Source organism: Qipengyuania sp. Mu-71, assembly GCF_036867055.1.
Classification (GTDB): Bacteria; Pseudomonadota; Alphaproteobacteria; order Sphingomonadales; family Sphingomonadaceae; genus Qipengyuania; species Qipengyuania profunda.
In genome coordinates, this window is sequence record NZ_JBAJHR010000001.1 from 904,332 (window position 1) to 922,998 (window position 18,667).

The 18,667-nt window shown below is 61.7% G+C and carries 15 protein-coding genes; 9 read left to right on the forward strand and 6 right to left on the reverse strand.

Annotated features, from left to right (window positions below; genetic code table 11):
- The first annotated feature begins 3 nt into the window (after positions 1 to 3).
- The gene (locus tag V6B15_RS04545) at positions 4 to 834 is read left to right on the forward strand and encodes a class I SAM-dependent methyltransferase (protein ID WP_334200189.1); all 831 of its coding nucleotides are present in this window, start codon (positions 4 to 6) and stop codon (positions 832 to 834) included.
- A gap of 72 nt (positions 835 to 906) precedes the next feature.
- Positions 907 to 3,564, forward strand: a complete 2,658-nt coding sequence (gene alaS / locus V6B15_RS04550) for an alanine--tRNA ligase (RefSeq protein ID WP_334200190.1) — start codon at positions 907 to 909, stop codon at positions 3,562 to 3,564.
- A gap of 5 nt (positions 3,565 to 3,569) precedes the next feature.
- Here the strand turns inward: alaS and V6B15_RS04555 are convergent, their stop codons facing one another.
- The 5 genes from V6B15_RS04555 to V6B15_RS04575 all read right to left on the reverse strand — a co-directional run bounded on the left by V6B15_RS04555 (position 3,570) and on the right by V6B15_RS04575 (position 9,119).
- Positions 3,570 to 3,758: a hypothetical protein gene (locus tag V6B15_RS04555; protein ID WP_334200191.1), complete on the reverse strand. Its 189-nt coding sequence runs from the start codon at positions 3,756 to 3,758 to the stop codon at positions 3,570 to 3,572.
- A gap of 43 nt (positions 3,759 to 3,801) precedes the next feature.
- Complete coding sequence (locus tag V6B15_RS04560) at positions 3,802 to 4,323, reverse strand: hypothetical protein (RefSeq protein ID WP_334200192.1); 522 nt, start codon at positions 4,321 to 4,323, stop codon at positions 3,802 to 3,804.
- Entirely contained in the window at positions 4,324 to 6,084 is a 1,761-nt protein-coding gene (locus V6B15_RS04565; protein WP_330768563.1) for a cation:proton antiporter domain-containing protein, read from the reverse strand.
- A gap of 49 nt (positions 6,085 to 6,133) precedes the next feature.
- Entirely contained in the window at positions 6,134 to 7,789 is a 1,656-nt protein-coding gene (locus V6B15_RS04570) for a bifunctional GNAT family N-acetyltransferase/carbon-nitrogen hydrolase family protein (RefSeq protein WP_253515237.1), read from the reverse strand.
- 109 nt (positions 7,790 to 7,898) lie between these two features.
- Positions 7,899 to 9,119 carry an NADP-dependent isocitrate dehydrogenase gene (locus V6B15_RS04575; RefSeq protein WP_320179985.1) on the reverse strand — a complete coding sequence of 407 codons (1,221 nt, stop codon included), beginning with the start codon at positions 9,117 to 9,119 and terminating at the stop codon, positions 7,899 to 7,901.
- 321 nt (positions 9,120 to 9,440) lie between these two features.
- On the opposite strand from V6B15_RS04575, the gene V6B15_RS04580 reads away from it, so the two are divergent.
- The 7 genes from V6B15_RS04580 to V6B15_RS04610 all read left to right on the forward strand — a co-directional run bounded on the left by V6B15_RS04580 (position 9,441) and on the right by V6B15_RS04610 (position 16,783).
- A complete protein-coding gene (locus tag V6B15_RS04580; RefSeq protein ID WP_334200193.1) occupies positions 9,441 to 10,766 on the forward strand; it encodes an exopolysaccharide biosynthesis polyprenyl glycosylphosphotransferase in 1,326 nt (441 codons plus the stop codon).
- A 165-nt stretch (positions 10,767 to 10,931) separates the two neighbouring features.
- Positions 10,932 to 11,171, forward strand: coding sequence for a hypothetical protein (locus V6B15_RS04585; RefSeq protein ID WP_253515243.1), 240 nt, complete (start codon positions 10,932 to 10,934; stop codon positions 11,169 to 11,171).
- A 488-nt stretch (positions 11,172 to 11,659) separates the two neighbouring features.
- Positions 11,660 to 12,565 carry a glycosyltransferase family 2 protein gene (locus V6B15_RS04590; protein WP_334200194.1) on the forward strand — a complete coding sequence of 302 codons (906 nt, stop codon included), beginning with the start codon at positions 11,660 to 11,662 and terminating at the stop codon, positions 12,563 to 12,565.
- Between the two features lie 7 nt (positions 12,566 to 12,572).
- Complete coding sequence (locus tag V6B15_RS04595) at positions 12,573 to 13,487, forward strand: sulfotransferase (RefSeq protein ID WP_334200195.1); 915 nt, start codon at positions 12,573 to 12,575, stop codon at positions 13,485 to 13,487.
- Positions 13,487 to 14,830, forward strand: coding sequence for a lipopolysaccharide biosynthesis protein (locus tag V6B15_RS04600; protein ID WP_334200196.1), 1,344 nt, complete (start codon positions 13,487 to 13,489; stop codon positions 14,828 to 14,830). Before V6B15_RS04595 ends, V6B15_RS04600 begins: the two co-directional genes overlap by 1 nt.
- Positions 14,827 to 15,813 (forward strand): sulfotransferase family protein, encoded by a 987-nt coding sequence (locus V6B15_RS04605; protein WP_334200197.1) that lies wholly within the window; start codon positions 14,827 to 14,829, stop codon positions 15,811 to 15,813. The genes V6B15_RS04600 and V6B15_RS04605 overlap by 4 nt, the downstream gene beginning before the upstream one ends.
- Complete coding sequence (locus tag V6B15_RS04610) at positions 15,806 to 16,783, forward strand: sulfotransferase (protein ID WP_334200198.1); 978 nt, start codon at positions 15,806 to 15,808, stop codon at positions 16,781 to 16,783. The genes V6B15_RS04605 and V6B15_RS04610 overlap by 8 nt, the downstream gene beginning before the upstream one ends.
- Positions 16,784 to 16,861: 78 nt before the next feature.
- Here the strand turns inward: V6B15_RS04610 and V6B15_RS04615 are convergent, their stop codons facing one another.
- Positions 16,862 to 18,580: a hypothetical protein gene (locus tag V6B15_RS04615; protein WP_334200199.1), complete on the reverse strand. Its 1,719-nt coding sequence runs from the start codon at positions 18,578 to 18,580 to the stop codon at positions 16,862 to 16,864.
- Positions 18,581 to 18,667: the final 87 nt, after the last annotated feature.

The window sequence follows — 18,667 nt, forward strand, 5'->3', positions numbered from 1 at the left end:
GCGATGACCGATCAATCCGAATGGACCGGCAGGGTCGGCAATGCCTGGGCGGACGAATGGCAGCGGACCGACCGCAGTTTCGGCCCGGTGACCGACCGGCTGCTCGAAGTCGCGCAGGCGAAGGGTTTCGCACAGGCACTGGATGTCGGCTGCGGCGCAGGCGAAGTGTCGCTGGCGCTCGCGACGGGCGATCCGACGGCAAGGGTGATCGGGGTTGATATCAGCGCGGACCTGCTCGAGGCGGCCCGCCAACGCGGAGCGGGACGGCCGAACCTGCGCTTCGAGCTTGGCGATGCGGCTCGGTGGACGGCGGGCGCTGGCGAGCAGGCCGACCTCGTAATCTCGCGTCACGGGGTGATGTTTTTTGGCGACCCCATCGCCGCCTTCGCGCATATCGCGGAGCAGGCTGCGCCGAGTGCGCGGCTCGTCTTTTCCTGCTTCCGCGAGCGTACCCAAAACCCCTGGGTGCGCGAAATCGCCGCGGTCCTCCCGCCAAGCGATGAGCCCGCGCCCGATCCCGATGCCCCCGGGCCCTTTGCTTTCGGGCGTCGGGCCCGCGTCGAGGCTATTCTTATGAAGGCCGGTTGGCAGGGCATCGCCTTTGAACCGATCGATTACCGCATGATCGGCGGCGAAGGCGAGCAGGCGGTCAAGGATGCGTTGTCCTATTTCCTGCGGATCGGGCCAGCGGCGCGTACCATCGGGGCGCTGGGGGAGGCCGAACGCGACGCCGCCATGGCCCGCCTTCGCGCCATGCTAGAACGGCACTGTGTCGATGCCCAGGTCGCACTCCCGGCCGCTGCCTGGATCGTGACGGCCCGCGCACCCGGTTGATCGTCTCTCCTGCACAGTCTGGCCGGCCTTTCGCGCTTGTCGCCCGCGCGCCGATTGCCTAACTGCCCGGTCATGACTTCGACCAACGACATCCGCCGCAGTTTCCTCGACTATTTCGCACGCCATGAGCATGCCGAAGTCGCCAGTGCGCCGCTCGTCCCCTTCAGCGATCCCACGCTGATGTTCGTCAACGCCGGCATGGTGCCGTTCAAGAACTCGTTCACCGGACTCGAAACCCCGCCCGCGCCGCGCGCCACCAGCGCGCAGAAATGCGTGCGCGCCGGGGGCAAGCATAACGATCTCGACAATGTCGGCTACACCGCGCGGCACCACACTTTCTTCGAGATGCTCGGCAATTTCAGCTTCGGCGACTATTTCAAGGAGCAGGCGATCCTGCATGCCTGGACGCTGCTGACCGAGGAATGGGGTCTCGACAAGGACCGGCTGCTGGTCACCGTCTACCATACCGATGACGAGGCCTTCGACCTGTGGAAGAAGCTGACCGGCTTCGCCGACGAGCGCATCATCCGCATCCCCACCAAGGACAATTTCTGGGCCATGGGCTCAGATGGTCCCTGCGGGCCGTGTTCGGAGATCTTCTACGATCACGGCGATCATATCTGGGGCGGCCCTCCGGGATCACCCGAGGAGGACGGCGACCGCTTCGTCGAGATCTGGAATCTCGTGTTCATGCAGTTCACGCAGGAAAACGACCAGATCGTGGGCGACCTGCCCAAGCCGAGCATCGACACGGGCATGGGGATCGAACGTGTCGCCGCGGTGATGCAGGGGGTGCACGACAATTACGACACCGACACTTTCAGGAATCTGATCGCGGCGAGCGAGGGGCTGACCGGAGTGAAGGCCGAAGGCGACAGCACTGCCAGCCACCGGGTCATCGCCGACCATTTGCGCTCGACCAGCTTCCTGATGGCCGATGGCGTCCTGCCTTCGAACGAAGGCCGCGGCTATGTCCTGCGGCGGATCATGCGCCGCGCCATGCGTCATGCACACCTGCTCGGCGCGAGCGAGCCGCTGATGCACCGTCTCGTGCCCGCTCTGGTCACCGAAATGGGCCAGGCCTATCCCGAACTGCAACGCGGGCAGGCGCTGATCCAAGAAGTGCTCGAACGCGAGGAAACGCAGTTCCGCCGCACGCTCGACAAGGGTCTCAAGCTGCTCGACGAGGCAACCGGCACGATGGGCGAGGGCGGGACGCTGGACGGGCAGACCGCATTCAAGCTCTACGACACGTATGGCTTCCCCTACGATCTGACCGAGGATGCGCTGCGCAGCCGCGGCATCACCGTCGACAAGGGCGGATTCGATGCGGCGATGGAGCAGCAGAAGGCGGCTGCCCGTGCGGCGTGGAAGGGTTCGGGCCAGTCGGCCAGCGAAGAGGTCTGGTTCGATATCGCCGATGCGCAGGGATCGACCGAGTTCACTGGCTACAATTCGACCACCGGCGAGGCTGAGGTGGTTGCGATCGTCAAGGACGGCGCGCAGGTCCAGTCGGCCGGGGCCGGTGACGAGGTGGTCGTTCTGACCAACCAGACGCCGTTCTATGGCGAAAGCGGCGGCCAGACCGGGGATGCCGGGCGGATATGGACACCCGAAGGCTTCGAATTCGCAGTCGAGACCACCAACAAGCCGCTGGGCCGGCTGCACACGCATGTCGGCACGATTACCGGCGGTTCGGTCAAGGTGGGCGACGCGGTCCACCTGGAAGTCGATGCCGAACGGCGCGACCGGATCCGGGCGAACCATTCCGCGACGCACCTTGTCCATGCCGCGCTGCGCAATCGCCTCGGCGATCATGTCACGCAGAAGGGTTCGCTGGTGTCCGAAGACCGCTTCCGCTTCGACTTCTCGCATCCCAAGCCGCTCGGCGATGACGATATCGCGGCGATCGAGGTCGAGGTGAACGAGGAAATCCGCGCCAACGAACAGGTCGGCACGCGGCTCATGACACCCGACGATGCGGTGGCTGCGGGCGCCTTGGCGCTGTTCGGCGAGAAGTACGGCGACGAAGTGCGCGTGCTCTCGATGGGCCGCACGGTCGGCGAAGGCCGCAATTATTCGGTCGAGCTATGCGGCGGCACGCATGTGAAGGCGACCGGCGATATCGGCCTGTTCAAGATCGTTTCCGAAAGCGCGGTCAGTTCGGGTGTCCGGCGGATCGAGGCGCTGACAGGCGAAGCAGCGCGCAAATGGCTTGTCGCGCGCGACGAGGCGGTGCGGCTTATCGCGGGCGCGCTCAAGACTTCGCCCGACGAGGCGCCGGCGCGCGTCACCGCACTGGTCGAGGAACGCAAGCGGCTCGAGAAGGAACTTGCCGAAGCCAAACGCGCACTTGCGCTCGGTGGTGGCGGCGCGAGCGAATCCGGTCCCGCCGACGAAGATGTCGGGGGCGTCACATTCTCGGGCCAGGTGGTTGAGGGACTCAATCCGAAGGACCTGCGTCCGCTGCTCGATGAAGCCAAGGGCCGGATCGGGTCGGGCATTGCCGCGATCTGTGCGGTCAATGACGGCAAGGCCGCCTTCGCGGTGGCCGTCACCGACGATCTGACCGAACGTTTCAGCGCAGTCGATCTGGTGCGTGCCGGGGTCGAAGCGCTGGGCGGGAAGGGTGGCGGCGGCCGCCCGGACATGGCCCAGGGGGGCGGTCCGGACGGTGCCAAGGCCGACGAAGCGATCGCCGCGGTGCGCGGCAAACTTTCCGCCGGATAGGTTGCTTAGCTACGGTTGCGCGATTTGCGACCGACTTCGGACTGGCTGCCGCGCGGCAGGTCCTGGCCGCCGGTATCGGCTGGCTTGTTGGCATTCGCGCTAGGCGGTTCGACGGTGCTGACCGGGTCCTGCACGTTCTGCGGTTTGAACTTTTCGCTGTTCGGCGTCGGTTTGGTCGGGTCGGGGTTGCTCATGTCTTTCTCCTTCCCCCGACCAACGGTCGGAGCGCGAAGAAGTTCACGTTTCCCGTAGTTTGTCCGGATCGATCGAGCCGTAGACACGCCTGATGGCGGCTTGCACCTTCGCAATACGGTTCGAATCGCGCAGCGTTTCGCTCGAGGAAGCCACTGCTCTCAACTCGCTATCCAGCTCTTCGAGCCGGGCGGTGGTTTCCGCTTCGGGCTCAGTGGCAAGAGCGCGTGCAACGAGGAAGGCAAGATCGCTGACCGGTCGCATGGCCAGAAAGCTCTCGACCATCGGACCCAGCAATTCGGGCCGTTCGCGCCAGTCGCGGCCTTCGAACAGCGTCTGGACGACATGCTGGCCCGCGCCGAAACATTCGAAGCGGATGCAACCGGCAAAGCCTTGTTCGGCGCGGTCCGCATAGATCGTGCAACGCGCGTCGCCGCCGAGCTTGGGGCAGGGCTGGCCTGCCTCCTTTGCCGCGGCGAAACCCGGCATGTCCTGCGAAGGATAGGCGATGCAGCACAGCGCCGCGCACCGCGCGCAATCCGAACGCGTTTCGAGCGGGGTCGCCATCTAGGCTTCCGCGGTGCTGGTCCGCAGTTTCGGCTTGTAGGTCAGCGCGCCTTCCTGCTCGATCTGGCCGCGGAATTCGTCGCGTTTCTCGTGAATGGAGGCGATCACCGGCCCCATTGCCACGCCGATATCCACCAGCACCGCCTCGGACAATTGCAACGAGCTTTCGAGCGTTTCGGGGACCGCGTGGCTTGCGCCCGCACGGTAAAGCTCGGCGGCGTGCCGGACATCGCGTGCGCGGCACACGATCAGCAGGTCGGGGTGCTCCTTGCGCAGCTTGGATACCAGCCGCTGGACCAGCACCGGTTCGTCCATCGTCAACACCACGGCAAGCGCGTTCTCGATCCCCAGCCGGTCCATCGAATCGCCGCGCGCCGCATCACCGAATGTGGCGCGGAAACCATCGCGCTTTGCGCTTTCGATCAGGTCGGGATCCGCATCGAGCGCAATATAGGGCTTGTCATGCGCGGTGAGCATCTGCGCCACCAGTCGCCCGACGCGGCCGGCGCCAACAATGATCACGCGTGGTTCGTCGGCGGTATCCTCGGGCAGTTCGGGGACCGGTTCGACCCGCCGCGCGATGACGCGGCCCAGACGCGCGAGCAGCGGGGTGACCGTCAGGCCGATCGCAGTGACGATCTGCCAGAACTGCGCGGTGCCCGGCTGGATCAGCAGCGCCGCACTGGCCGCCGCAAGGATGATCAGCGTCGTTTCCGACGGGCTGGCCATCAGGATGCCGGTTTCCGCCGCCGTGCTGCGCCGTGCCCCCATCAGTCGCAGCAGGACTCCGGTAACCAGCGCCTTGAACGGCAGGATCAGCAGGACCGCGGTAAAGATCAGCGCGAAGTTTTCCCAGATCGTCTGCAGGTCGATGCTCATGCCCACGGTGATCAGGAAGATCCCCAGCGCAAGGCCCTTGAACGGCTCCATGATGGCTTCGACTTCGCCGTGATATTCGGTCTCCGCGATCAGCAGCCCGGCGATCAGCGCGCCGACGATTGGCGAGAGGCCGACCGCTGCGGTGGCGAGGCTGGCGCCGATGACCACCAGCAGCGATGCGGCGAGGAACAGTTCGGGGCTCTTGGTGCGCGCGGCCTGGCCGAACAGCCGGGGCAGGGCGAAGCGGCCGAGAATCATCATCGCCGCGATTACCAGCCCGCCCTGCCACAGCGTGGTCAGCATACCTTCCCAGCCTTCGCCGGCGGCATTGGGGGCCATCGCGCCGAGGACGAAGATGATCGGCACGATCATGATGTCTTCGAACAACAGCATCGACAGCGCCGCGCGCCCGACGGGCGAATGCGTACCGGCGATCGGCAGGACGATGGCGGTGGAGGAGAACGCCAACGCGAAGCCGAGCGCGAGCGCGCCGGTCCAGTACTGCCCCATCATCGACAATGCCATGGCCAGCGAGCTGCCGATCACCAGCAGCTCCATCGCGCCCAGCCCGAAGACCAGTTTGCGCATTTGCCACAAGCGGTTGAAGCTGAGTTCCAGACCGATCGTGAAGAGTAGCAGGATAATCCCGAATTCGGCGAAGGGCTCAAGCGCCTCGGGATCGGAGATGGTAATGTGGTTGAGCCAGGGGTGCTCGAACACGAGCCGCCCGAGCCCGAAGGGGCCGACCGCAACCCCGATCAGGATGAACCCGATAATCGGGGTCACGCGAAACCGCGTGAACACGGGGATGACCAGCCCGGCCGCGCCGAGGATCACCAGCGCGTCGGATACTGCCGGACTTGCGAATTCAGCCGATGCCATGCGACCTTCCGTAACCGCGCCGGGTCAGGCTGTCACGACGCGATCCGCGCTAACCCCCACCCGGATGCGCGGGGCCGAGTGGTTCACGGCGCGGACGCGGCTTGCCCGGATGCTTTCCGTCTTCGTCCCACTCGATGCGGTAGAGGTCGAAACGCCGATCGGCGAGGTTGCGCACCGTCCCTTCGGCGCGCGCCCAGCTGAGATCGGCAAGGTTGATATCGCTGATCGTCAGCGTCTCGACATTCTCGCTGGCCTCGGCGGCAATCCCGTCGCGGGCGAAGGGGAAATCGCAAGGCGTCAGGATACAGCTCTGCGCATACTGGATATCCATGTTCGCGACATTGGGCAGATTGCCGACATTGCCGCTGAGCACGACGAAGCACTGGTTCTCGATCGCGCGGGCCTGACCGCAATAGCGTACGCGCAGATAGCCCTGGCGGCTGTCGGTGCAGAACGGCACGAAGATGATCCGCGCGCCTTCGTCGGCGAGGCGCCGCGACAGCTCGGGGAACTCGCTGTCGTAGCAGATCTGCACCCCGATCGGACCGCAGTCGGTCTGGATCACCTCGACCTTGTCGCCGCCCTTGATGTTCCACCAATAACGCTCGTTCGGCGTGGGGTGGATCTTCTCCTGCGCATGCACCGCGCCGTCGCGCAGGCAGACATAGGCGACATTGTGGATGTCGCCGTCCTCCATCCGCGTCGGATGCGAACCGGCGATGATGTTGATGTTGTAGCGCATCGCCATCTCCGAAATGTCGCGGCGCAGACGCGGGGTGTATTCGGACAGGCGCTCGATCGCCTCGACGGGGGAGAGTTCCTTCTCCTCGAAGCTCAACAGCATAAGCGTGAACAGTTCGGGAAAGACGATGAAGTCCGCCTCGTAATCGCTTGCGACATCGACGAAATATTTGATGGCGCGCATGAATTCGTCGTAATCCGCCACCGCGCGCGCCTGGAGCTGGCAGGTCGCGACGCGCACCGCCTCGACCCCGCGCGGCAGCCGCTTCTTCACCGGCTGGTCGCGCTCGACATAAGGGTTGCGCCAGACCATCATCACCGCATTGGCCATCGAGGCTTTATCCTCGGGCAGATAGCCCTGCATGATCCGTTCGGGTTCGAAGCCGTTGGCCAGCTGGAAGCGCAGCACCGGATCGTGCAGCTTCCCCTCGACCACCTTGGCGAGATAGTCCTGCGGATTTTCGACCTTGCGGCGGAAGCGGCGGTAGTTGGGCATCCGCCCGGCAAAGACGATGCCCGTCAGGTCCATCTCCTCGGCCAGCGCGCGTCGTTCTTCATACAGGCGCCGCCCGATGCGCACGCCGCGCACCTTGGGATCGACGCACATCTCGTAGCCATATAGCCAGTCGCCGGTCGGATCGTGACGGCTGCCATAGCCATTGCCGGTGATCTCGTCCCAGTCGTGCGGCTGGAAGGCGAGCGCTTCGGCCAACTGCATGGTCGCGCAATAGCCGACGACCTCGTCATCGAGCAGTGCGACGAAGCAGCCTTCGCGGAAATTGTTGATCTGCCCGCGGATTTCGCCGTGCGTGTAGGCGGGCATATCCTCGTAAACCCGCCGCACCAGGTGCGCGATGCCCGGAATGTCCTTGATCATCGCATTGCGCACTTCGAGCCGGCGCTGGCCGAACTTCTCGGGGCCCTTGCGTTTCACGGTGCGCTTCTTGTTTGCCGGTGCGGCCATGTCATCCCTGTCTTTTCTGGTGACCCCTTACGACAAGACCGGAACCGGCGCGTGCCGGTCCCGGTCTCGTGCGTCACTGCCTAGGCAATGACGAAGTCGGCGGTTGGTTTCAGGCCCAGGCCTGCATTTCCGTTTCGAGGTTGTCGACGATCGCCTCGAAGAACTGCTCGGTGGTCATCCAGCTCTGGTCGGGACCGATGAGCAGCGCGAGGTCCTTGGTCATCTTGCCGCTTTCGACGGTCTGGATGCAAACCCGCTCGAGCGTCTCGGCGAACTTCACCACATCGGGCGTGTTGTCGAAGCGCCCGCGATAGATCAGGCCGCGCGTCCAGGCGAAGATGCTGGCGATCGGATTGGTGCTTGTCGCCTTGCCTTCCTGGTGCTGGCGATAGTGGCGGGTAACCGTGCCATGCGCGGCTTCGGCTTCGACAGTCTTGCCGTCGGGCGTCATCAGCACGCTGGTCATCAGGCCGAGCGAGCCGAAGCCCTGCGCCACCACGTCCGACTGGACGTCGCCGTCGTAGTTCTTGCAGGCCCAGACGAACTTGCCGCTCCACTTGAGCGCGGAGGCGACCATGTCGTCGATCAGGCGATGTTCGTAGGTGATGTTCGCTTCGGCGAACTTGTCCTTGAATTCGCTTTCGAACACTTCCTCGAACAGATCCTTGAAGCGGCCGTCATACTTCTTGAGGATGGTGTTCTTGGTCGACAGATATACCGGCCAGCCGCGGTCGAGGCCGTAGTTCATGCAGGCACGCGCGAAGTCGCGGATGCTGTCGTCGAGATTGTACATCGCCATGGCGACGCCCGAGCTCTGGAATTCGTAGACATCGAGATCGATGTTCTCGCCATTCTCGCCTTCGAAGACGAGGCGCAGCTTGCCAGGGCCGGGGATCAGCGTGTCCTTGGCGCGGTACTGGTCGCCGAAAGCGTGACGGCCGACGACGATGGGATCGGTCCAGCCGGGGACGAGGCGCGGAACGTTGTCGATCACGATCGGCTCGCGGAAGACGACGCCGCCAAGGATGTTGCGGATCGTGCCATTGGGGCTGACCCACATCTTCTTGAGGCCGAATTCCTCGACGCGGGCTTCGTCGGGGGTGATGGTGGCGCATTTCACGCCCACGCCATACTGCTTGATCGCATTGGCCGCGTCGATCGTGATCTGGTCTTCCGTCTCGTCGCGCTTTTCGATCGAAAGATCGTAATATTTCAGATCGACGTCGAGATAGGGCAGGATCAGCCGTTCGCGGATCCATTCCCAGATGATCTTCGTCATTTCGTCGCCGTCGAGCTCGACGATCGGGTTCGCAACCTTGATCTTCGCCATGGGGTTCCTGTTCGTTCGAATGAGAGTTGCGCGCGCCATAGCAGAGCGCGGGCCGAGGGCAAGGGAGCGGTCACGTTGGAAGCGGAGCGCCACGTTGCGCACGGGCTGTCAGCTAGATTACCGTAGCGGTCCCACAATGGCGCAAATAGACAATACGGATTGCCACGGAGAGTTAACGGAGACTATGATCCGGTTAACCCGCGCATCTTGCATGAAGCACAAGAACAACGTCGCATGGTCATCCATACCCCCCGGGAAGAGAAGGGCGGAGCGAAGAACGTGTATCTTGAGAATGTCTCCCACGCGGTTCGCCGCCCGGCGATGGAAGGTCGCCGTATTCAGCTGTATCTGCTGATGCTGCTGGTCGATGCCCTGATCCTGCTTGGCAGTTTCGTGGCCGCCGGGGGCTTTTATCGCAATCAGTGGCCGCATGAACTCGCCATTGCGATGGGCTGGGCTTTCCTGCCGATCTTCCTGGTCATTGCAGTGCATCAACGGTGTTATTCGATCCGCGCGCTCGACGAAGTGCGCTACGCGATCGGACAGGTCGGCCTCGCACTGGTGGTGTCAGCCATGTTGTGTACGGTGATGATCTTCTACGCCAAGGCTGCGACCGAATTCTCGCGCGTCATGCTCTCGCTCGCGCTGGTTCTCGCCTTTGCCGGCATGGCCTTGTTCCGGATCGGCATGCATTTCAGCCTGCGCCAGGTTTACGGCCCGAGCGTGAGTTCGGTACTGGTGGTCATGGATGGCGGGCCAAAGGTGACCATTCGTGGTGCACAGGTCGTTCATGCCGAGGATTTCGACATTTCCGGCGCGCATGCTTCACCCGACAGTCTCGATCGCATTGGCCGGTTGATGCGCGGCATGGATCGTGTCGTCGTCAGTTGCGCGGCCGACCAGCGCCCGAAATGGGCGAGCGTCATGCGCGGTGCGGGCGTGCGCGGTGAGGTTATCTCCACCGCCTTGCAGGAACTTGGCGCAATCGCGCTGGAGCGCGAGGGCGGCCAGTCCTTCCTGGTTGTCTCGACTGGTCCCCTGGCGCTTCATGCCCGCATCTTCAAGCGGGTCATGGATCTGGCGATCACCGTGCCGGCGTTGATCCTGCTCAGTCCGCTGATGGCGCTGGTAGCTGTGCTGATCAAGCTTGAGGACGGGGGTCCGATCTTCTTCGTCCAGCAGCGCATGGGCGCGCATAATTGCCTGTTCGATATGCTCAAGTTTCGCTCGATGCGCGTAGAAAAGGGCGACTGCAAGGGCGCGCGCTCGACCTCGCGCGAAGACGATCGTGTGACGCGGATCGGGGCCATCATTCGCAAGACGTCGATCGACGAACTGCCGCAGCTCATCAACGTCCTGCGTTCGGAGATGAGCGTGATCGGGCCGCGCCCGCATGCATTGGGGTCGCAGGCGGGCAAAAAGCTCTTCTGGGAAGTCGATACCGATTATTGGCAGCGGCACGCGCTCAAGCCGGGTCTCACCGGCCTGGCCCAGGTTCGCGGGCACCGCGGTGCGACCGAAACCGAAGGTCATCTAAAGGACCGGCTCCAGGCGGATCTGGAGTACATTCGCAACTGGTCGGTCTTGCGTGACATCAAAATCATATTCGCGACGGCCCGGGTCCTGGTGCACCCGAATGCATATTGACCTGTCCTTGAGCCGACGTAAGGTGCTTTGAGAATAGAATGGGTCGGAGCTGACTGCGTTGTAAAAATGCGACGTAACAATGAATTATCCGGTTGCGCGGTATTCGAATCGCTGCTAGCGAAAAATCGAATTCTCGCGTAAGAATAAAACTTAAGGAGACTAAATATGAAGACCAGCCGCCTTCTCGCCGGCCTCGCAGCCGCAACCATGGCCGTCGGTTCGGTATCCGCTGCTGCAGCTGACGCTGCCGTTGCAACCGACCTGTCGCGCTCGACCGCCGAAGCTGGTGAAACCAGTGAACTCGGTGGCGCAGGCCTCATCATCGCGATCCTTGCTGGTATCGCTGTGGTTGCCGGCGTGATCGTCGCTGCCAGCGACGACGATGACGAAGCTGTTAGCCCGTAAGCTTCTAGCGAATTTCAAAGATGAGGCCGCTACCGTTTTCCGGTGGCGGCCTTTTCTGCATCTGGGGCTGAGGGCTTGGCTAAAAGATCAGTTTGGTCGGGCACAATCCGTGCGGAATTGACTGCCGGCCTGAAGTCGAACCAGTCTGCGGGGGTTCCTCTGGTTTCTCTAGCTGGAGCCGGTTTGTGATACCGCCCCGCTGCCGGACATGGCGAAATTCGCAAGCGATCAATGCAGGATTGGTCGGCCTGAATGACAATTGTTAAGCTTGGTAGCTAACCCAACGGAGTGTCCGCGTGGACCCCCGACTAGCGGGCGCATACTTCTCATACGAAGCTGTGACGTCTTGTTAGAGGGTGGTTGGGTACGGCCTTTCCTAAAAGGGCGGGCCACAGTTCGCTGTTGCCGCTTGTCCCGCGTCCTGACCTTAGACTGGGTCTAACCGTCAGATATGGTCTTGGAACATTCATTCCAACGCGCTAGCAGCCTTGGTTAACCGCACACTCGGGCGGGCCAAGGCGGTGGGCCCAACCTGGCCCAGATCACTCTTCGAGACCAAGGTAGGCTTGAACTTGCCCATGCGAGAATCTCCACAAGTGCAAGATGGGCAGTTCCCCAGCGAACCCTTGGTTTCCGTGGTCGTGCCGATGCACAACTCGGCGGCGCATATCGTCGAAACCATCCGGTCGGTGCTGGATCAGACCCATGCCAATCTGGAGGTCATCGCTGTCGACGATGCTTCGTCCGACGCGACTGTCGCGATCGTCGAGGGGATGGCGGATCGCCGCATCAAGATAGTGCGGATGGAAACGAATGGCGGAGCGGGGCGTGCGCGGAATGCGGGGATCGATGCCGCGTCCGGCGATTATCTCGCGCTGCTCGATTCAGATGACCGCTGGTATCCGGACAAGCTTGAGCAGCAGCTGCGCTTCATGGACCGGACCGGCTCGACTGTGTGCTATACGCGTTACGATCTGATCGATGCAGAAAGCGAACAGATCGGTCAGAGTGGGCGGCTTGCCGCAAGCGTTACCTACGAACAGCTATTGCGGCACTGCATAATCCGCACTTCGAGCCTGCTGGTCGATCGGCGGGCGCTAGCTCAACCGGTTCACTTTCCCGAAATCCGTAAGCGGCAGGATTTCGTTTTCTTCCTGCGTTTGCTTAAGCAGGTGCCCAAAGCCGATTTGCTCGACGAAGTCACATGCAGCTATCGCCTCCATAGCGGCACCGTCTCTTCGAATAAGTTTCGCGTTATACCGTTCCAGTGGAACGTCTATCGTACGCAAGAGCAGCTTCCGCTGGGCAAGTCGATCAGCCTTATGATCGGTTGGTTTTTCAACGCTGGATTCGTCAACGCGCGGCGTTTTGCGCAATGGGTGGAAAGCAAGTAGCCCTCCAATGAGCGAGACGCCTCGACATATTGCGGTCGTTGCCTTGCGCCGATCCGGTACTACCGCATTGTGGAACCTGTTCCGGCAAGATCCGCGCTACACGTGCTATGACGAACCGTTCAGCCATTTGCTGCATGACCTTCCGGCCGACAACGTCAAACGCACCCGTGCGGAATTCATTGCATTGTACAATCGGGATCCCGATCGCTTTCGGTCTCTTTACGCACCGATACCGAGAGGCGAGGAGACCGTTCGCGGCCTATCGGAAAAGCAGATCGAGTATCTCGAGTACTTTCTCGAAGGTGGGCCCACGGCGTTCGATGTGACGCGCTGCATGGGCAAAATCCCTGCGATTCACGCGATCATTCCCGACGCCGTACTGGTTCATCTCTACCGTCATCCTGTCGCATTTGCGAGTTCCCATCTGCTCCCCTCCGACCGGTTCGATCCACTGGGTCTGCGCAAGCGCCGCAACCGCTCTACAGCGCTGACCCGGCCCGGCCGGTTCAACGGCTGGGGGATGGAAGAGCTCCTTCGCACCAAATGGATCGATACGACGAACACGCTCTTTGCTGAGGTGGGGGTGCAACTTCCTCCCAAGAGCGCAAGGGTTCCTGCGGCGCAGCGCCTTCTCGGGGGTTGGCTGGGGGCATATCGACTGGCGGAGCGCGAGGGGCGCGCCCTTTATGGAAGCCGCTTTGTCTCGCTGTCTTTCGAGGATGTCTGCCGGGATGCCGCTCGCAACGTCGCAACGATACGAAGCTTGGCGGGCGCCCCGGGCGAGGCGCTTGATGTCAGTAAGATCCGTCCCGCTTCCGCTGGAATATCACCGACCGACCCCCGGTGGATCGCAATGGCCCGCGCCGCAGGGTTCACCGCCGAAGAGCGCGACCAGTTTTTCGGTGCCGGCGTCGACAACTGATGGCGGCTACTAGCAACCGACGATTGGCGGGCCGCGGAGCCATTTCGATCGCTATCCGGTTTCTCTCCGCAGGACTCGGCTTTGCGCTGGTCTTCGCCATGGCCCGCTGGATGCCGACCGATGAGTTCGGCCATTTCGGCTATGCTTTCTCGCTTGCCACGGCATTGTCCGTCATGCTCGATTTCGGACAATGCAGGCTCATCCTGAGGTCCTTGTCGACATATAGCGAACGCGGCCGGACGGACTTGATGAGCGCAGTGCTGCGTTTCTCGCTGACGGTTTCGGTTGTCGGGATCCTGGCGAGCGTTCTCGTTATTCTTCTGTGGTCCTCACTTTCCCATGCCCACCCGTCGATCATACCCGCTGCGGCGCTAACCGCCGGCATGATACTGGCTGACTTCCAGGCAAATCTGCTGCGGGGTCTCGGCAATCTGGTTAGGTCGCTGGTACCGAAAGAGATTGTCTGGAGACCGCTCGCGATGAGCCTGATGGCGTTGGCGGGCGGCGGCTTGACCATCGTTACCGATGCGACCACCGCGTTATGGTTTCTCGCGATAACCCTATTGGTGCTCAACGCATTGCAGTTGCTGTTCATCGTCCGACCTCGCTGGCGACGCGCTCTTGCGCAAATCGCCGCAGCGGAGCGGGCCGACACCACACCCGACGAAACGCTGGATGCTGCAAAGTCCATGTGGCGCAAAAGCTCGGTCCGCCTTTGGCTCGCCACTGGCATGAACGCGGCCATCACGCCGCTCAGCGTGGTAGTGGTTGGGCAGTTCATTTCTCCGGCGGAAACAGGTGCGTTCTTCGCAGCGGTCCGCGTTGCAACCATCATTGCTTTCCCATTGCAGGGGCTCAACCTGCTGACCGCACCGATGCTTGCGCGTAACTACGCCGCGAACAATCTTGCGCAACTTCAGCGCGTTGCCAGTTTTACTGCAATCGCTTCGACAGCGATGGCATTGCTGGGTGCCGTCATCCTGGGCTTCTTCGGCGCGCAACTGCTTGATTTGCTCAACCCCAGCTTCTCGACCTCGGCAACTGCGCTATTGGTGATTATGGCCGGGTTCGTCATTGCAGCGATTTGTGGATCGAGTGGGCAATTGATGAATATGACCGGCCATGACCGCGAGTTTCTCAAGATCTTGGCAACCTTCAATATCGTCGGCTTCGCGGTCCTGTTGCTCCTCACCAGGGAATTTGGTGCCATCGGCGCGGCATGGGGACTGCTCGTCGTCAAGGCCGGATGGAATATTGCCGTCGTCATCTGGGCTCGCCGCAATCTTGGTATCGACCCCTCGATCCTGGGCCCGATTTTCGTTCCAAAGGCAGTCGTGAAATGATGTCTCCGACGTTCTTTATTGTTGGTGCCCAGAAGGCCGGGACCACAAGTTTGCATGCGATGCTTGCGCGGCACGAGCAGGTCTTCATGTCGGATCCGAAGGAACCCGGATATTTCATTCGGGGATTCGACGATCCGGAGCGATGGCAAACGCTTTATCGGCCCGACAAGCACGGTCGCATTCAGCCGCTGTCCGAAGTCGATCTGGGTGTCTTCAACGCGGATGACTATGCCGCGCTGTTTTCCAGTGCGGAAGCGCAACGGGCGCAGCAACGCGGAGAAGCCTCGACACCCTATCTGCCGTCGCCGCACGCAGCAGATCGCATCAAGGCCACGGTACCCGGCGCGAAAATCATCATTGCTTTGCGTGATCCTGTCCCGCGTGCTTACTCGGCCTGGGGTTACAATTCATCGCGCGGGCGGGAATCGGCGGCCAGTTTCGAGCAGGCCATCGCTGAGGAACTGGCAGGTAAGCGCGACCATTTCATCTATGGATGGCGTTATCTCTATTCGGGTCTTTTCTCTCGGCATGTCGAGCGATACCTCGACCGCTTCGGGCGGGAGAACGTCCTGCTCCTGAGCTTCGACAAGCTGAAGGACGATGGGCAGGGCGTTTTTGATACGATGTGCGATTTTCTCGAGGTTTCCCGGCAGACCATGAATGCCGGACGGCAGGAGAACGTAACGGTGCGCCATGTCAATCCCGTGATCGAGGGAATTCGCAATTCCTTCAATCGTCCGGGAGCCATCAAATCGTTGATCAAGCCTTTCCTGCCGCGCGGACTTCGCACCAAAGTGCGGAGAGGGGTAACGACTTCCCTTGACCGTTATGGTGAACGTCCGGAGCCGATGACACAGTCCGTCCGGCAGGAGCTGTCCCAATATTATGCCGGGGATCTCGCGAAGCTTGCCGAGATGGTGGACTTCGATATCTCGCACTGGGGCAAGGCGCAAAGCGGGCCGGGGGGTGAAACGCATGGCTGATGGTGTCACGCCGATCTACATCGCCGGACGCGCCCATTCCGGTTCGACGATCCTGACCGTAATTCTCAATGGCCACCCCCAGATACAGGGGTGCGGCGAGGTCCTTGATGCGCTTGCGCGTGGCCCCCACGAGGAATGCTCGTGTGGCGCGAAAATTCGCGAGTGCCCGCAATGGTCGCAGGTCTTTACCGCATACCGCGTTCGCTCTGGTCGCGACCTGGAAGAAGACATTCCCAAGCTTTATGAATTGACGGATATCCGCCAGTTCGGCTCTGCATTGCGTAGCAAGCCGGAGGTGCCGGACGACAAATGGTCATTCTATGCGCAGGCAACGCGCGACCTGAACGACACGATTGCCGACGTTTTCGATGTGTCGGCCTTCGTCGACAGCCACAAGGAATATACCCGCGGCCTGATGATGTTGCGCTCGGATCCTTCGGCGAAAGTCATTCATATCTACCGCGAGCCGGACATCACCATCACGTCGCATTACTATCGTCTGGGTGCTGGCAGCCCCGTTAAATTCATGAAGCGGCTCTATCGACCCGGCCTGATGACGTTTCCGTTTCTGATGGTCATCGCATTGGGTTGGTCGGTCGGAATGATAGCCGCGATCCTGACCGCCCGGGCCTATCCGGACCGGGTGCTCCATCTGTCGCATGACGATTTCTCTGCAAATCCCGTGCGCGAGCTCGAGCGCATCGGCGCCTTTCTGAACATCGACCTTTCCGTCCTCGTCGACACGATCAGGAACGGCCGGTACTTTGCGATCGAGCACGTGATAGGCGGCAACGAATTCAAACACGAAGGCCGTATCACCTTCGATCCGCGTACCAAGGGGCGTCGCAAGGCCCCGTGGTATTACCGCGCGGCAGCGTGGCTGTTCGCCTGGCCCGGCGCATTGGCGCGGCGGTTCTTCATTCCCGCACCTGACTATGCCCGTTCCGATAAACGGGCTGATCCCTCCTAAGCCGGCCGGGTAACGCTCCTCCGCTGTAGGCTGGAGCCATGATCTGTCTCGGCGATTCTGTCTGTTGGAGCAGCAGGGTTACAAACCCGGAGCATCGACCATCCGCCCGATGGTGTGGCTCGCCTTGATTGCCGCTGTATCGATTTTACGGGCTCTTCTCTCGACATAGCTAAGGGTTTCGAGACTGGCGCCGTTAAGTGTGATGTTGTTGAAATCGGCGCCAACCAGACTGCCGAAACGCATCAGATACGGCGCTGTCCGGGTATCCTCGTTCCACGTCCAATCGATATTGTGCATCACAATGTCGCTGACGTTGAAGGGCGTGTTCCACAAGGTCGCGCCGGCAGGCATGTCTCGTGCCACCAGTCCATCGAGCTGGATTGCGCTAGCGCTCTTTTGCGTTCCGAACACTGTAAAGGAGGCGGTGGGAGAACCGGTATGCGTTATCTTGAGTCCGCGTATAGTGGCGGCTCGCTTGCCGGCCAGTTTGAATACCTTAGCTTGGACATCCTCATTACCCAGCTTCTCCAATGCGCCGGAAATGACAAGATTGGTAACCTCCGTAGGTTCGGGCAAGTCGGCGCGTAGCCAGACGATGCTGTCCGTGACGCGACCGGGGATCGGATTTGCCGACAGGTCTCGAACAACACAATTGCGCAACGAACCACCGCTGATCACGACCATTGCCCCGTGGGCATAGCCCGAAAGAGTAACGTTTTCGACGAGTAGGTCGGGGTTGCGATCTGCGTAGATGAGATGGTCGACATCGCTGTTGGCCAAACGACAGTCCCGAATGGTGACCCCGGGCGCGCGGTTGGCGACGATCGCGCTTCGAACCGTGTCGTGAATGTACACGCGCTCGATCATGGTCGCACGCGGTGCCTGGTAGGCGCCGTCATTGTCTCCTTGTCCGATGTTTATGCCGCCCTGACGCATCAGCTGGCGGCGAAAAGACTTTGCGCCTTCCGCAACCGAGGATTCGTCGGCAAAATAGTTGCGATACCGGGTCTTGTGGTCGAAATGCTCCTGAGCGGATCCGTCATACTCGAAATCAGCGAAAGCAGCGGTTTCGATGCCCGATTTGGTCGAGAGGCCGCGGAACGAGTCTTCGGCGGGTGAGCTGGGATTCGGCCTGTTGAGCAGCTCGATGAAACTCTGGTCGTAGGGCACGGTCTTCAGTCCCGACCGTGTGCCTTCACCAAAGGGGGCAAGGCCGCGGAGACGCTGGTTGTCTCCGACCCAATTGGCCGTGTGCAAGTAAAATCCGTCGAGCACAGCATCGCGCGCACCGCTATCCAGCATCGACTGCAAAGCCAGCGTGTTGTCATGTCCGGGGCCGGTCTGGGCACCGAACCAGCTGGCATGGGCTATGCCAGGCAGGCGGAAATTACCTCCGGTTTCCCAGAGAGTTTGTTGCCGTTTTGCGCTATCCATCTGTTGGACGCCGCGAACCCATCGGACATTCGTCAAATCGAAGATATGCTGCCCCGGCGGCGCATCGATATCCTGATCGAAGTCGATTATCACCCCGTCATCGGGGCGCAGGATCCCGCCCGCGAACCGCACCTTGGCCGCTACGCGGATCGATCGCGATACGGCCCACAGACCGCTGGTGATGGTCACGATCGTATCGGCTGGAGCCGTCGCAAGCTCATCGGTCAGATCACCGGCAGTCTGCCCGCCGATGCCCAGCTTACCCAGGAAGAGTGTTCCGGAGGTCACCGCCAGTGCGGCCAGCGAACCGGTTAGAACTTCGCGACGACCAAATCCGGTTCTGATGGCTGCTTCACCAAGCATGCAGTTGGTTTCCTTAGTTGCGGGATGGGTCGTGGGTCTCCTGAATTAGGCACTCGGCCACCTGTACGGAAGCTTTACCGGCACGGC

Coding starts and splice junctions, on each gene's coding strand:
- V6B15_RS04595 (WP_334200195.1), top strand. CDS start 12,573: ATGAGCGAGACGCCTCGACATATTGCGGTCGTTGCCTTGCGCCGATCC.
- V6B15_RS04605 (WP_334200197.1), top strand. CDS start 14,827: ATGATGTCTCCGACGTTCTTTATTGTTGGTGCCCAGAAGGCCGGGACC.
- V6B15_RS04585 (WP_253515243.1), top strand. CDS start 10,932: ATGAAGACCAGCCGCCTTCTCGCCGGCCTCGCAGCCGCAACCATGGCC.
- V6B15_RS04580 (WP_334200193.1), top strand. CDS start 9,441: ATGGAAGGTCGCCGTATTCAGCTGTATCTGCTGATGCTGCTGGTCGAT.
- V6B15_RS04600 (WP_334200196.1), top strand. CDS start 13,487: ATGGCGGCTACTAGCAACCGACGATTGGCGGGCCGCGGAGCCATTTCG.
- V6B15_RS04555 (WP_334200191.1), bottom strand. CDS start 3,758: ATGAGCAACCCCGACCCGACCAAACCGACGCCGAACAGCGAAAAGTTC.
- V6B15_RS04560 (WP_334200192.1), bottom strand. CDS start 4,323: ATGGCGACCCCGCTCGAAACGCGTTCGGATTGCGCGCGGTGCGCGGCG.
- V6B15_RS04570 (WP_253515237.1), bottom strand. CDS start 7,789: ATGGCCGCACCGGCAAACAAGAAGCGCACCGTGAAACGCAAGGGCCCC.
- V6B15_RS04615 (WP_334200199.1), bottom strand. CDS start 18,580: ATGCTTGGTGAAGCAGCCATCAGAACCGGATTTGGTCGTCGCGAAGTT.
- alaS (WP_334200190.1), top strand. CDS start 907: ATGACTTCGACCAACGACATCCGCCGCAGTTTCCTCGACTATTTCGCA.
- V6B15_RS04610 (WP_334200198.1), top strand. CDS start 15,806: ATGGCTGATGGTGTCACGCCGATCTACATCGCCGGACGCGCCCATTCC.
- V6B15_RS04575 (WP_320179985.1), bottom strand. CDS start 9,119: ATGGCGAAGATCAAGGTTGCGAACCCGATCGTCGAGCTCGACGGCGAC.
- V6B15_RS04545 (WP_334200189.1), top strand. CDS start 4: ATGACCGATCAATCCGAATGGACCGGCAGGGTCGGCAATGCCTGGGCG.
- V6B15_RS04565 (WP_330768563.1), bottom strand. CDS start 6,084: ATGGCATCGGCTGAATTCGCAAGTCCGGCAGTATCCGACGCGCTGGTG.